This is a genomic window from Mobilicoccus massiliensis, assembly GCF_000826525.2.
GTDB classification, from domain to species: domain Bacteria; phylum Actinomycetota; class Actinomycetes; order Actinomycetales; family Dermatophilaceae; genus Mobilicoccus; species Mobilicoccus massiliensis.
Map to the genome: position 1 here is coordinate 327389 of NZ_LN651328.1, position 13167 is coordinate 340555.

The following is a 13167-nucleotide window of genomic DNA, read 5'->3' on the forward strand; positions in this document are numbered from 1 at the left end:
TCTGTGCTCGCATGGCTGGACCCCGCGGCGCGGGCCGCGAAGCTCGGATGCCGGGGATTTTCCCAGTGCGCCATCAGGAAAGACAGCGTTGTCGGTAAATCGCTCTCAGGTGTGAGGGGTCTCACGCGTCGTTCACGCCGGCCCGACTCCGTCCGAGACCCGGCCACGGCTGCCCGGCCCCTCGCACACGACGACGGTGCGACCGCGTCGTGCGGTCGCACCGTCGTGGGTGACAGGAGGGCCTCAGGCGTCGACGACCTCCGCGTCGATGATCTCGTCGTCGGCCTCGCCGTTCTGCTCACCGACTCGCGGCGTCTCGCCGGCGCGCTCGCCGAGCGGGCCGCGGTCGGTGAGGACGAGGTGGTCCTCGGCGAGGTCGACGTCGACCTCGACCCGATGCCCGTCGCGCACCTCGCCGGCGAGGATCGCCATCGCGAGGCGGTCGCCGATCTCCTTCTGCACGAGGCGACGCAGCGGCCGGGCACCGTACGCCGGGTCGTAACCGGTCATCGCGAGCCACTCGCGGGCACCATCGGTGACCTCGAGCACGATGCGACGGTCGGCGAGGCGCCGGTCGAGCGCCTTGACCTGCAGGTCGACGATGCGCGACAGCTCGTCGGTCGAGAGCGGCTCGAAGATCACCGTCTCGTCGAGCCGGTTGAGGAACTCCGGCTTGAACGCCGTCCGCACCGCCGCCATCACCGCGTCGCGCTTGGCCTCCGGCGTGAGGTTCTCGTCGATGAGGAACTGGCTGCCGAGGTTGGAGGTCATCACGAGGATGACGTTGCGGAAGTCGACCGTGCGACCCTGCCCGTCGGTGAGGCGACCGTCGTCGAGCACCTGCAGCAGGATGTCGAACGTCTCGGGGTGGGCCTTCTCGACCTCGTCGAGCAGCACGACCGAGTACGGGCGACGCCGCACGGCCTCGGTGAGCTGACCACCCTCGTCGTACCCCACGTAGCCCGGGGGCGCGCCGATGAGACGGGCCACCGCGTGCCGCTCGGAGTACTCGCTCATGTCGATGCGCACCATGGCGCGCTCGTCGTCGAAGAGGAAGTCCGCCAGCGACTTGGCGAGCTCGGTCTTGCCGACGCCGGTCGGGCCGAGGAAGAGGAAGCTGCCGGTCGGGCGGTCGGGGTCGGCGATGCCGGCCCGGCTGCGCCGCACGGCGTCACTGACGGCACGCACCGCGTCGGACTGGCCGATGAGGCGCTCGCCGAGCCACTTCTCCATGTGGATCAGTTTCTCGGTCTCGCCCTCGAGCAGACGCCCGGCGGGGATGCCGGTCCAACTGCTGATGACCTCGGCGATGTCGTCGGCGCCGACCTCGTCCTTGACCATCGGGTCGACGGTCGCGGCGGCGTTCTCGGCGGCGCTGGCCGCGTCGATCTCCTTCTCCAGCGCGGGAATCTCGCCGTAGAGGATCTTGCTGGCCTCGGCGAAGTCACCCTCGCGCTGGAGCCGCTCGGCCGAGCTGCGCAGCTCGTCCAGGCGCGCCTTGAGGTCACCGACCCGGTTGAGCCCGGCCTTCTCGGCCTCCCACCGCGCGGTGAGGGCGGCGAGCTCCTCCTGCCGGTCGGCGAGGTCGGACTGCAGCTTGTCGAGCCGCTCGCGGGAGGCCTCGTCGGTCTCGCGCGAGAGGTGCAGCTCCTCCATCTTCAGGCGGTCGACCTGGCGTCGGAGCACGTCGATCTCGACCGGGGAGGAGTCGATCTCCATGCGCAGGCGCGAGGCGGCCTCGTCGACGAGGTCGATGGCCTTGTCGGGAAGCTGACGGGCCTGGATGTAGCGGTCCGAGAGGGTCGCGGCGGCGACGAGCGCGGAGTCGGCGATGGCGACCTTGTGGTGCGCCTCGTACCGCTCCTTGAGTCCGCGCAGGATCGCGATGGTGTCCTCGACACTCGGCTCGCCGACGTAGACCTGCTGGAACCGGCGCTCGAGCGCGGCGTCCTTCTCGATGTGCTTGCGGTACTCGTCGAGCGTGGTCGCGCCCACCAGGCGCAGCTCACCGCGGGCGAGCAGCGGCTTGAGCATGTTGCCCGCGTCCATCGAGCCCTCACTGCTCCCGCCGGCGCCCACCATCGTGTGGAGCTCGTCGATGAACGTGATGACCTTGCCCTCGGCCTCCTTGATCTCGTTGAGCACGGCCTTGAGGCGCTCCTCGAACTCACCGCGGTACTTCGCACCGGCGACCATCGCCGACAGGTCGAGGGCGATGAGGCGCTTGTCGCGCAACGACTCGGGCACGTCGCCCGCGACGATGCGCTGGGCGAGACCCTCGACGACGGCGGTCTTGCCGACGCCGGGCTCGCCGATGAGCACGGGGTTGTTCTTCGTGCGACGGCTCAACACCTGCACGACACGGCGGATCTCGGAGTCGCGCCCGATGACCGGGTCGAGCTTGCCCTCGCGCGCGACGAGGGTGAGGTCGGTGCCGTACTTGGCCAGGGCGTTGAACTGGTCCTCCGGGTTCTCGGAGTTGACCTTGCCGCCCCCACGCATCTGCGGGATGCGCTCGTCGATGGCCTCGGCGTCGAGACCGAACTCGCCGGTGCGGGCCAGAGCGAGCAGCAGGTGGTCGGTGGAGACGTACGTGTCTCCCATCGCCTCCATGATCTGGCGGGCCTGCTCGAGCGCGGCCTGAGCACCGCGGGAGAGGCTCGGTGAGGTCACGGACGATCCGGAGACCGTGGGCAGCTGGGCGAGCTTGGCGTCGGCCGCGCGGGTGGCGGCGAGGCGCGAGGAGCCGGTGGCGTCGAGCAGCGGGCCCGTCGTCGTCTCGGTCTGGTCGGCCAGGGCCTTGAGCAGGTGGGCAGCCTCGACGTGAGGGTGCCCCTCGGCTGCGGCGGTGCGCACAGCGGTGGAGAAGGCCTCCTGGGCCTTCGTGGTGAGCTGAAGAGACAAAGCAACCCTCCTCGGGCAAGTCGTTTCGGTGACGTCTCGTGCGGGGCGGAGCCCGCGTTCATCGAGAGCAACGCCGACCAAGTTGAGTCTATTCCGCTCAAGTCTGCGCGTGCACGACTCTCTGACCGAGGAGCGCCTCGGGCGCACAGCACCACGCCCGCCCCCGAGATCCGGGGACGGGCGTGGTGACCGTGGCGAACGGAGCGGGCCTGTCAGCCCTTGCTGCGGGTGCAGACGTCGCCGAGGTTCTCGATCTCGCCGCGATCGACGATGACGTCGCGGGTCGACAGCGTCGCTCCCCGCGCGTTCTTGCAGGTCAGCGTCCACGCCTCCTTGATGCCGGAGTACGACGCGGGCTGCGGGGAGGCGAAGGTGACCTTGCCGCTCCAGTCGGCGGTCTCCCCACCGGCATAGTTCGTCACCCGCACGGTGTACGCACCCGGAACGGGATCGAGCATGACGGCCTTCTCGGGCACGTTCAGCGTTCCGGCCGAGCCGGCGGGCTTGCCGTCGGGACCGATGATCTCGACGTCCCAGTCGATGGCGGCGTCACCGGAGCGCCCGGGCCAGCCGACCTCGACCGTGACCCGGCCGTTGTCCGCCTTCGGCGGCCCCTCGATCGTGAACGTCGTCTCCTCGGTCTTGCCCTTGGCCGGGATGCCGGAGGGGTTGACGAGGGTGATCGCCGACTGCGGCGGCGCGACGGCGTCACGGCCGTAGCGGCCGGCGACGAGCGGACGCGTCGAGGGGTTGACGGCCCAGGTGAACCGGCCGTTCTTGCCCGGTCGCATCGTGCTGACCAGCGTGTCCTCGTAGTAGCGCGGAGCGCCCACCGTGCCGTCGGTGCCGATGACCGGCGAGGTCGCCGAGACGAACTTCTTGCGGATCTCCAGCGTCGAGTTCGGCTTGGCCCTGCCGACGAGCGTCGAGTGCCGCTCGGTGTTCATCGTCGACATCGAGGCCCGGTAGAAGGCCTCGCGGATGCCGCCCTTGCCCGCCCCCGCGGCCGGCTTGACGCCGACGTATTCGGCGACGACGCCGTCCTCGAACGGTGGGTGGAAGCTGTCCGGGCCGATCTCGAGAGTGAATCCCAAACCTCCGGTGGCCCAGTAGCTCCAGTCCTCGGTGCTGCCGGAGGTGTCGTACAGCTCGAACGAACGCTGGTTGACGTAGCCCATGGGGTCGGCCATCTCGGCCCCGACCGCCTTGTACAGCGGCTCGTCGGGCGCGAGGCCGGAGTCCATGATGCTCGGCGGACGCAGCACGAGGTTGCTGTACGTGTGGTTGGACAGCATGGTGACGACCTGCCGACTCGAGATGAGCTTGCGGATGTTGTCGGTCTCGGGCTCGCTGCCCGGGCCGTCGCCGCGGTAGGTGTCGCTGCGCCAGTTCGCCGAGGCGCCGGGGCCGCCCCAGAAACCGGGGTAGTTGCGGTTGAGGTCGGTGCCGCGCAATCGGCCGGCCGGGTTGTCGCCGCAGGTGCCGCCGCGCATGTCGGCGGGGGTGTTGACGCTGATCGCGCAGTTCTTGCGGCGGTTCTCGTAGTCCGTCGCCGAGAAGTCGCCCTTGGGCACGGCGTTGCGCGACACGATGAACCCGTCGACGTTGACGACGGGCACGACGATCGTGCGGTTGTTCTTGACGATGTCGCGTGCGCGAGGGTCGCCGGTGCGGCTCGCACGGTTGGCGAGGAGGTCGAACGCGTACTCGATCGTCGCCTCGGACGAGGGCCATTCGCGGGCGTGGTGGGCGCCCATGACGAGGAACACCGGCTTGCCGTCCTCGAGGTTCGCCACGTTCTCGCTGATCTCGATGCCGTAGACCGGGCGTCCTTCGACCGTCTTGTTCGGCAGGGTGAACATGCGCACGAGGGCGGGATAGGTGGCGGCCAGGCGCTTCATGTCGGAGACGTACTCGTCGTACGTGCGGTAGGCCGTGCGCCCGCTGGGCAGCGGCGAGCGGACGGTCGCCTTGTCGTACGCCCGGTCCTTGGCCGCATTGGCCCGCTGCTGAACAGCCAGGTCGGCGGTGCGCACCGTCCACGAGAACCCGGCAGCGCGGAGACGTTGGGCATCGGCCTCGCCGTGCAGGATGACGTCGATCCCGCCTCCGGGCCGGACTCGGCTGGTCGTGTCGAAGCCGAGGGCGACGAGCTTGCTGCGCGCGGCCTTGGTGCGGGTGTCGACCGTGACGAGCTGCGCGGGATCGGATGAGGTGGCGCGGGCCGCGGGTTGCGGGCCGGGGCCGGGGGGTTCGGCTGTCGTGTCGAAGCCGAGGGCGACGAGCTTGCTGCGCGCGGCCTTGGTGCGGGTGTCGACCGTGACGAGCTGCGCGGGACCGAGGGCGGTGGCGCCCAACGCGGCGACCGCGACGAACGACCGTGTTCTGGTCGTGAACCTCTTGACGGACATGTCGACTCCTTCGGCGAATCGTCCTGGGGTAGGACGAATGCTCGCGGAGTGACGCTCATCACTGTCTCAAGGTTCGGTCAGGATCGGGTCAAGGTTCTCCCCCTGCTCCGCGCACGGCGAGCGACGTGGCTCCCCGGTCGAGGGAGTGGACTCGGAAGAGGATGTGATCGTGGGTGAGATGGGCGAGCCGCGCACGGCGTGGGAGCGGACGGTCATACCCCCGCGAACGGCGCGATTGATCCTCCGCCAGTGGCGCCCATCGGATCTCGAGCCGTTCGCCCAGCTCAACGCGGATCCGGAGGTCATGCGGTTCTTCCCGGCGCCGCTCTCACGCGAGGAGAGCGATGCGTTGGCCGAGCGGATCCGCCTGCGGATCGAGGAGGCGGGGGTCGGACTGTTCGCGCTCGAACTGCGGGAGAGCGGGGAGTTCCTCGGCTTCACCGGCCTCAACCCCATGCCGGAATGGTCACCCGGCAGCGGGTTCCTCGAGATCGGGTGGCGGCTGCGCCGCGAGGCCTGGGGGCGCGGCTACGCGACCGAGGCCGCCCTCGAGTGCCTTCGGTTCGCCGGCGAGCACGGAGTGCCGGAGGTCTGGTCACTCACGGCCCGGCTCAACATCCCGTCGATCGCCGTGATGCGCCGCATCGGGTTGGAATACGTGGCCGCCCTCGACCACCCCGACGTCGACGGACCCTTGAAACCGCACGTGTTCTACCGGCGCGGCCTCACCTGAGCGCTGCTCACCCGACTCACCGACTCACTCGGCGATGGACTCGACCGCGCGGCCGCGTGGTCACCCGACGACGGTGCCCTGGTGCCTGCGGGCGCGCCACGGCGCCCCGGGATCGCCGGTGCGTTCCCACAGTGTGGTGCGGCGGCTCGCGCGTTCTCCCTGGTGGAGGAGGTACGCGGCCTCCCAGAGGTCCGGCGCGAGTTCGGTGACGGAGAAGTCCTCGACGATCCACGTGTCGTCGTCGCCGTGCTCGTTCTGCTCGTACCGGGCCAGCGATCGGGCGATGTACTCCTCGCGTTCGGTGCGGATGCCCGAGGCACCGATGTGCACCATGTCGGGCGCGATGAGCGCCTCGAAGTGGGCGCGATCCGCGTCGCGCGGCTCGCGATGGGTGAGGGGTTCGCGGGCACGGAGTTCGGCGGTGACGCGGGCGGCGTCGGTGGAAGGCGTGGTGGTCGGGGGCCCGGCTTCGCCCGTCGTGTCGTGAACCTGCCTCTCGCGCAGCCAGTTCCGAGACCGCGTGACGAGTTCGTCGCCCAGAGGGCTCGGGTTGTGCGCGACCTCCCACCGGAACCCGTCGGGGTCGCTGAAATACCCCGAGTACCCACCCCAGTCACGTCGGAGCGCGTCCGCCACCACGGCCCCGGCCGCACGGGCCACGGCGAGCACGGCATCGACCTCCCCCGACGACGTGACGTTGTGGGCGAGGGTGATCGGCGCGAGTCCGACGCCCGGCTCTCCGATCTCGTCGACGAACCCCGACCGGCACCACAGCGAGAGCACGAGCCCTGGCCCGAGCCGGATGAACACGACCTCCCCCGGCGCCTCGAACTCGACCTCCCAGCCGAGTCCGTCGACGTAGAACGCTCTCGACCTGGCCACGTCGGCGACGGCGAGGGTGACGAAGTTCAGTCGCTGCTCCACGGTGCGCTCCATGCCGGCAGCCTCCCATCCCCCACCGACAGACGCTTCCCCTCGCGCCTTGCGTCCTCCGTGCACGTCTTCGGCATACGAGGCACGCCGCACACGCCGTGCACAGCGCACCTCGGACGTGCACCGATCACGAAGACGTGCGTCGTGTTCTCTACCCGTGCACGAGTGACGGCGGCCTCGACCCCGCAGACCTTGCGACATCCGTGCACGTCTTCGGTACACGAGGCACGCCGCACACGACGTACACAGTGCACCTCGGACGTGCACCGATCACGAAGACGTGCGTGGTGTTCCCAACCCGTGCACGAGTGGCGGCGGCCTCGACCCCGCAGACCTTGCGACATCCGGGCACGTCTTCGGCATGCGAGGCACGCCGCAGATGACGTGCACAGCGCACCTCCGACGTGCATCGATCACGAAGACGTGCGTCGTGGTCCCAACCCGTCGGCGGAGGGACATCCCCCGCATGCGACGAATCCCCCACCCGCACCGGCGACGAGCGCCGGGCGCGTGAGGGATTCGCGGTGGAACAGGTGGGTCAGCGGGTACCGGGGTCCCGCGGATCGGCGGGAGGCCGGCGGTCCACATCGGCGGCGGTCGCTCCGTCCCCTCGCGGGTCGCCGCTCACCGGCCCGCGGCCGTCCGGCTCACGGCGATCGATGTGCGAGCGATCGTCACGCACCTCGCGCTCGCCGAGTCGACCGTCGCGAGCCGGCTCGACGCGCGTCTCCTCGACACGGGATTCGGTCACGACCCGCTCCTCGTCTCGACGCGGGGCGGTCGTCTGCGCGGGGCGCCCGGTCCGCTCGTCCTCACCGAGGCGGCGGCGGGTCTCGGCGAGTTCCTTCTCCTGGCGGCGCTGGCGCTTCTGCAGGTCGCGGCGCTCCCGCGCGGCGCGGTACTTGCGTCGGCTGGCGGCCATCATGATCCAGAGTCCGAACAGGCCGACGAGGATCGCGGCGGCACCGAGGATGACGAGACTCAGCGTCTGGACCTGCAACTGATTGCCCGCGACGTCGACCGCGAGTGCCGACGAGCCGTCGGCTGCGGTCACCTGCGAGCCCGCGGTGGCCACCCACACGGCGAAGGCGGCGGCTCCCACGGCGAGGAGCACGAGGATGAGGCCGAAGACGACCATCGGAGGTCCTTTCGTCGTTCGAATCGGGCGCCGGTGCGCAGCGTCCTCGTCGACAGTACCCAGGTGAGGCGATCCCGACGCGTCGCGCACTCGTGCGTGTCACTGTCGGAAATGGATCGTGACGTCGTGACCAACGGGCAGCCGGACAGGGCTACCGAATCCGTCCGGCCGCCTCGACGAGGCGGCGGCCCAGTGTCACGAGGCGGCCATGAGGCAGTGCCATCGCCGCGGCGCGCGCGAGCTCATCGACGAGCCTCGGCGATGGCGTCCCACAGAGGCATCTCCAGCGTGCGGCCTGTCCGCGCTCCGGCGAACGCTGCCAGGATCTCGTCAGGGTCTCGATGCTCTCCACGAACACCCACGAGCCGGGCGACGGGCCTGCCTCGCCTGGTGATCGTGAACGAGGCACCTGCCGCGACGTCGTCGAGGAGTCGCGACAGGTGCGTCTGGGCGTCATCGGCACCGATGCACCTCATCCACCCAGAGCAGCCAGGCTGGTTGTCGTCCGGTCGGCCGTCACTACGGCATCACCGGCGGCACGTACGTGAACGTCATCCCGAGCAGCCAGACGAGGAGCAGCACGACGGGCAGGTGGATGATGAACTGCAGGAACGTGAAGCCGACGATGTCGCGGGCGCGCAGCTTGAGCACGGCGAGCAGCGGCAGCATGAAGAACGGGTTGACGAGGTTGGGCAGGGCCTCGGAGATGTTGTAGATCTGCACGGTCCAGCCGAGGTTCATGCCGATGTCGGTGGCGGCCTGCATCACGTACGGCGCTTCGACGAGCCACTTGCCGCCGCCGGAGGGCACGGCGATGCCGAGGATAGCGGTGTAGATCGCGATGACGACCGCGAATCCGCCCCCGCCGCCGATCGAGGTGAAGAGTTCGGCGAGCAGGTGCGACACCGTGGCTCCGTCGCGTCCCTCGGCCTTGGTCAGCAGCGCGGCCATCGAGGCGTACAGGGGGAACTGGACGAGGATCGCGGCCGTGGCGGGCACGGCCTGCGTCACGGCGCGCATGAACCGGGCCGGGGTGCCGTGGAGTACGAGGCCGAGCATGAGGAACACGAAGAGGTAGCCGTTGAGGCTGCTCATCACCGACAGGAACGGCTTGGTGGCGAACTGCAGCACGATCCAGCCGAGGGTGAGCACGCCGAGAATCATGGGGAGCCACACCTGGTGCTCGAGCCACTCCCCCGGTCGAGACGGCTTCTCGACGCGGGCGGGCTCGTCGTCGAGATCGACGTTCATGTCCTGGGCCGTGCGAGTGGCCCCGGCACGGGGAGCGCTGGCCCACGCGACCGCGAGCGAGAGCAGAAAGAGGATGAGGGCGCAGAGCAGCGACTGCCACGTGAAGATCGTCTTGCCGAAGTCGAGGACGCCGGTGATCCGGAGCAGTTCGGGCGGGATCGACTTGGGCGTCGCCTGCAACTGCGCCGCCGAGGACGAGAGGCCGAGGGCCCAGATGGCGCCGAGCCCGAGGAACGCCGCGGCACCGAGCGCGCGGTAGTCGACGCGCAGGTCGCTGCGCCGGGCGATGGCGCGCGCGAGCAGGCCGCCGAAGATCATCGACAGACCCCAGTTGATCATCGAGACGGCCATCGCGAGCGCGGCGACGAACGCGATCGCGCCGCGCGGGGTCCTCGGCATCACCGCGAGCCGCTCGATGAGCCGGGCCACCGGCGGGCTCGTCGCCACGATGTAGCCGGTGAGCACCACCATCGCCATCTGCAGGGTGAACGCGGTGAGATCCCAGAACCCGTCACCGAAGGCGCCGGCGACCGAGGCGGGGGTCGCGCCGATCGCGAACGCGGCGATCGCGCAGACGACGACCCCGACGAGCGCGAAGATGAACGCGTCGGGGAACCACTTCTCGGTGAACGCGGCGAGGCGCTGGGCGACACGGGCGAGTCCGCGCTCCTCCTCCTGCGACGGCGCGACGGCGGCTTCGCTCATGATCCCTACTCCTCGGCGAGTGCGGTGGTCCTGCGGACGGCCGAAACCTATGCCGCGCACGGGAGGCGTTCAACGATCGACGACGCCGACGTCGGCGAACGGTCGCGGTGAGGGGACGACCGGCGCCGCGGCGATCGTCAGCCCGACAGGCCCATGACCCCTGGCAGCCACAGCGACAACGCCGGCAAGTAGGTGACGACGAGCAACAACACGACGAGCGCGAGGAGGTACGGCCAAAGCTTGGGGAAGATCCGTTCGATCGTCACCCCGGCGATGCCGGCACCGACGAAGAGCACCGAGCCGACCGGCGGCGTCATCGTGCCGATGCACATGTTGAACACGAGCACGACACCGAAGTGCACGGGGTCCATGCCGAGTCCGGTGACGATCGGCAGGAAGATCGGCGTGAAGATGAGGATGGCGGGCGTGATGTCCATGAACGTGCCGACGACGAGCAGCACGAGGTTCATGAGCAGGAAGATCACGAGAGGGTTGCCCGAGACCGACAGCAGCGCGTCGCTGATGGCGCCGGGGATCCCGGTATAGGCCATGACCCACGACATCGCCGAGGACGCTGCGATGAGGAACAGCACGATTCCGCTGGTGGAGACGGTGTCGACCATGATCGTGCGCAGTGCCCGCCAACTGAGGCTGCGGTACAGCAGCGACAGCACGAGCGTGTAGAGCACGGCGACCCCGGCGCCCTCGGTCGCGGTGAACACCCCGGCGACGATGCCGCCGATGACGACGACGACGAGCAACAGCGCGGGGATGGCCTCGAGAACGATCCGCCACATCCGACTACGGTCGACGCGGTCGGCGACGGGGTAGCCGTGGCGTTTGGCGTGCCAGAACGCGACCGCCATCGTCGTCAACCCCATGAGGACGCCGGGCACGACGCCGGCCATGAACAGCGCCGAGATCGAGACGCCGCCGGCGATCATCGAGTAGACGATGAACGCGGTGGTCGGCGGAATGAGCAGGCCCGTGGGCGCGGACGCGATGTTGACGGAGGCGGCGAACGCGGGATCGTAGCCCTCTTCCTCCTCCATCTTGTTCATCGTGCCGCCGATGGCGGCGGCAGCGGCGACCGCCGAGCCCGACAGCGCCCCGAACAGCATGTTGGCCAGCACGTTCGTGTGCGCGAGCGAGCCGGGGATGCGGCCGGCCACGAGCTGCGCCAGCCGGATGAGACGCCGCGCGATGCCCCCGTTGTTCATGATGTTGCCCGCGAGGATGAACAGGGGCACCGCGAGCAGCGTGAAGCTGTCGAGACCGTTGTTCATCTTCTGCATGACGATGAACGTCGACTGGTCGAACGGCAGGAAGCACAACGCCGTGAGGATCGAGGAGACCGCGATCGCGATCGAGATCGGCGTACCCAGCACGAGGAGCAGGAAGAACACGCCGAACAGCACGAGGGCGGCGAGACCGACGACGCTCATCTCAGACCTCCCGGCTCTCGACGGGCTCCCCCGCGTCGGCGCCTCCGCCGGGATCAGACGGGTCCAGGACGTCCTCGACGAGGTTCGCGAGCTGGATGAGCACGATGAGCGCGCCGCAGACCGGGGCGACGGCGTACACGAGCCCGCGGGAGATGCCGAGCAGCGCCGAGAGGTCGGGCATCGCGCTGCTCGCGAGCCAGGCACCGCCGACCGCCATGACGAACAGGGCGAAGACGAGGACGAGCACGTCCACCAGCACGATCGCCGCGGTGCGCAGCGGTGCGGGCAGGCGGTCGCGTACGAGCGTGAGGGCCATGTGGCGGCGGGTGGTGAACGCGTACGCGCCGCCGATGAACCCCGTCCAGATGAGCAGATACTTGACGAGTTCTTCGGTGAAGTCGGCCGGGCTGCCGAGCACGTACCGGGTGACGACCTGATAGATGACGAGCACGGTCATGACGGCGAGCAGCAGCGCGCCGATCGCGGCGAGCACCCCGCCGACGACGCGGTTGACCTGCCGCGCGAGCAGGAGGGGTCGAGCGGTGGTGGCGTGGTTCATCGCTGCTCCTGGCGGGTCGAGGAGATGATGTCGAGGACGCGGCGCACTCCGGGGTACTCGCCCGCGAACTGCTCGTTGAGCGAGGCGGTGGCCTGCCGGAAGGCCTCGCGGTCGACGTCGGCGACGAACGTGACGCCCTCCTTCCGGGCCTCCGAGCGTGCCTTCTCGACCTCCTCGGCCCAGGCCTTCTTGTGCCGTTGGGTGGAGGCGTCCGCCGAGTCGACGACGAGCTGCTGATCCTGGGGCGAGAGCCGGTTCCACGTGCGGGTGCTCATGACGAGCATGTCGGGGATCATCGTGTGCTCGTCCTCGGAGAACACCTTGGCGACCTCGCCGTGCTTGCTCTGGGTGAGTGCGGTCTCGTTGCTCTCGGCGCCGTCGACGATCCCGGTCTGCAGGGCCGTGTACACGTCGCCGAGCGGCATGACGACTCCGCTGCCGCCGAGGGCCCTCATCATCTCGGTCTGCGAGCGCATGTCCTGCACGCGGATCTTGAGGCCGCGCAGATCCTCGGGTCGCCGGATCGGCCGATCGACGGTGTAGAACGAGCGCGCGCCGGAGGTGTACCAAGTGAGGCCGATGAACCCGTCGTCGCCGGTCGAACGGAAGAACTCGTGCATGCCCGGGGAGTCCATGGCGGCGTGGTAGTGCTTCTCGTCGGAGAAGACGAACGGCAGGCCGAACGCGTGGTAGCCGTCGGCGTACGTCGCGAGCCCGGGAGCCGAGACGCGGGTCATGTCGAGCACGCCTGCCTGCAACTGCTCGAGCTGCTCACGCTCGGTGCCGAGCTGACCGTCGGGATAGAGCTCGACGACGATCCGCCCGCCGCTGTCCTTCTTCACCTGCTCGGCGAAGTCCACGAGGGCCTTGGAGGTCACGTGGCCGCTGGAGAGGCTGTGCGCCAGGACCAACCGCATCGGGTGCTCCGGTCGGGCGTCGCCGCTGGCCTGCGCCCCGTCCTGGCGGCCGCATGCGGTGAGGGCGACCATGACCGCCGCGAGCAGGAGGGCGAGGACGCCCGAGGCGCGGCGGCGTCTCGGGCCGTCGAAACGGCGGTGCGGCGCATCGAGTGGCGGTGTCATGGCGGG

At 69.6% G+C, this 13167-nt stretch carries 10 protein-coding genes; 1 reads left to right on the forward strand and 9 read right to left on the reverse strand.

The features are described from left to right. Positions 1-243: 243 nt before the first annotated feature. Both clpB and BN1197_RS07585 read right to left on the reverse strand, forming a co-directional pair. Positions 244-2904, reverse strand: a complete 2661-nt coding sequence (gene clpB, locus BN1197_RS07580; RefSeq protein WP_040157825.1) for an ATP-dependent chaperone ClpB — start codon at positions 2902-2904, stop codon at positions 244-246. 212 nt (positions 2905-3116) lie between these two features. Beyond that, positions 3117-5315 (reverse strand): M14 family metallopeptidase, encoded by a 2199-nt coding sequence (locus tag BN1197_RS07585; RefSeq protein WP_052466190.1) that lies wholly within the window; start codon positions 5313-5315, stop codon positions 3117-3119. A 178-nt stretch (positions 5316-5493) separates the two neighbouring features. Between BN1197_RS07585 and BN1197_RS07590 the strand changes: the two genes are divergently transcribed. Beyond that, entirely contained in the window at positions 5494-6048 is a 555-nt protein-coding gene (locus BN1197_RS07590; RefSeq protein WP_052466229.1) for a GNAT family N-acetyltransferase, read from the forward strand. Between the two features lie 60 nt (positions 6049-6108). Here the strand turns inward: BN1197_RS07590 and BN1197_RS18000 are convergent, their stop codons facing one another. The 7 genes from BN1197_RS18000 to BN1197_RS07625 all read right to left on the reverse strand — a co-directional run bounded on the left by BN1197_RS18000 (position 6109) and on the right by BN1197_RS07625 (position 13161). Then, entirely contained in the window at positions 6109-6984 is an 876-nt protein-coding gene (locus tag BN1197_RS18000; protein ID WP_315969805.1) for a VOC family protein, read from the reverse strand. 535 nt (positions 6985-7519) lie between these two features. Continuing rightward, on the reverse strand, positions 7520-8119 hold the full coding sequence (locus BN1197_RS07600; protein ID WP_040157827.1) for a hypothetical protein: 600 nt from the start codon (positions 8117-8119) through the stop codon (positions 7520-7522). A 242-nt stretch (positions 8120-8361) separates the two neighbouring features. Then, on the reverse strand, positions 8362-8595 hold the full coding sequence (locus tag BN1197_RS18105; RefSeq protein WP_040157828.1) for a type II toxin-antitoxin system Phd/YefM family antitoxin: 234 nt from the start codon (positions 8593-8595) through the stop codon (positions 8362-8364). A gap of 43 nt (positions 8596-8638) precedes the next feature. After that, a complete protein-coding gene (locus tag BN1197_RS07610) occupies positions 8639-10075 on the reverse strand; it encodes a short-chain fatty acid transporter (protein ID WP_040157832.1) in 1437 nt (478 codons plus the stop codon). Between the two features lie 137 nt (positions 10076-10212). Further along, positions 10213-11520 (reverse strand): TRAP transporter large permease, encoded by a 1308-nt coding sequence (locus BN1197_RS07615; protein ID WP_040157834.1) that lies wholly within the window; start codon positions 11518-11520, stop codon positions 10213-10215. Position 11521: 1 nt separating this feature from the next. After that, on the reverse strand, positions 11522-12079 hold the full coding sequence (locus tag BN1197_RS07620) for a TRAP transporter small permease (RefSeq protein ID WP_052466192.1): 558 nt from the start codon (positions 12077-12079) through the stop codon (positions 11522-11524). Further along, positions 12076-13161, reverse strand: a complete 1086-nt coding sequence (locus tag BN1197_RS07625; protein WP_052466194.1) for a TRAP transporter substrate-binding protein — start codon at positions 13159-13161, stop codon at positions 12076-12078. The genes BN1197_RS07620 and BN1197_RS07625 overlap by 4 nt, the downstream gene beginning before the upstream one ends. Between the last annotated feature and the right edge of the window lie 6 nt (positions 13162-13167).

Bases quoted from the DNA above. Each gene is read 5' to 3' on its own strand.
- BN1197_RS07585 (WP_052466190.1), bottom strand. From the start codon at position 5,315: ATGTCCGTCAAGAGGTTCACGACCAGAACACGGTCGTTCGTCGCGGTC.
- BN1197_RS07590 (WP_052466229.1), top strand. From the start codon at position 5,494: ATGGGCGAGCCGCGCACGGCGTGGGAGCGGACGGTCATACCCCCGCGA.
- BN1197_RS18000 (WP_315969805.1), bottom strand. From the start codon at position 6,984: ATGGAGCGCACCGTGGAGCAGCGACTGAACTTCGTCACCCTCGCCGTC.
- BN1197_RS07600 (WP_040157827.1), bottom strand. From the start codon at position 8,119: ATGGTCGTCTTCGGCCTCATCCTCGTGCTCCTCGCCGTGGGAGCCGCC.
- BN1197_RS18105 (WP_040157828.1), bottom strand. From the start codon at position 8,595: ATGAGGTGCATCGGTGCCGATGACGCCCAGACGCACCTGTCGCGACTC.
- BN1197_RS07610 (WP_040157832.1), bottom strand. From the start codon at position 10,075: ATGAGCGAAGCCGCCGTCGCGCCGTCGCAGGAGGAGGAGCGCGGACTC.
- BN1197_RS07615 (WP_040157834.1), bottom strand. From the start codon at position 11,520: ATGAGCGTCGTCGGTCTCGCCGCCCTCGTGCTGTTCGGCGTGTTCTTC.
- BN1197_RS07620 (WP_052466192.1), bottom strand. From the start codon at position 12,079: ATGAACCACGCCACCACCGCTCGACCCCTCCTGCTCGCGCGGCAGGTC.
- BN1197_RS07625 (WP_052466194.1), bottom strand. From the start codon at position 13,161: ATGACACCGCCACTCGATGCGCCGCACCGCCGTTTCGACGGCCCGAGA.